This window comes from Segatella copri, from assembly GCF_019127135.1.
In the GTDB taxonomy this organism is placed as follows: Bacteria; Bacteroidota; Bacteroidia; order Bacteroidales; family Bacteroidaceae; genus Prevotella.
Genome location: NZ_JAHOEA010000209.1, coordinates 1 through 366, shown reverse-complemented (window position 1 = coordinate 366; position 366 = coordinate 1). Strand labels below are relative to the sequence as shown.

The 366-nt window shown below is 42.3% G+C and carries 1 pseudogene; it reads right to left on the bottom strand.

The window, feature by feature from the left end:
• Nucleotides 1–366 (bottom strand): annotated as a pseudogene (locus KSW37_RS15895) (hypothetical protein); the annotation flags it as partial.

Genomic DNA, 366 nt, shown 5'->3' with positions numbered 1-366 from the left:
TTGAGGTTGGCTCGAAGCGATGGGTTACAACCTTCTTTTGAGGTGATTTGTTCATTACTTCAAGTTTATCTTGCAATGTCTTTGAGAAAACATCATTCTCTTGTCTCATCTGCTTGACAGCATCAACCAAGAGCTTGCTTCGCTGCTCATTTTTGCCGAGTTCAGCCTTGATAAGGTCAGCAAAAACAACAATGGCATCTCTTAATTTGGATATTTTACCTCTGACTTCCTCTTCCTTGCCAAACATAGCAATGATTGATTTCTCCAACTTGGTTGTGTCATTACTTGCAGGAACGGTTTCCGCTCCTGCGTTCTTTGGTGAGGCAGAAAGTTCATCGACTTTCTGCTCCAATCTCTCAACTGTGC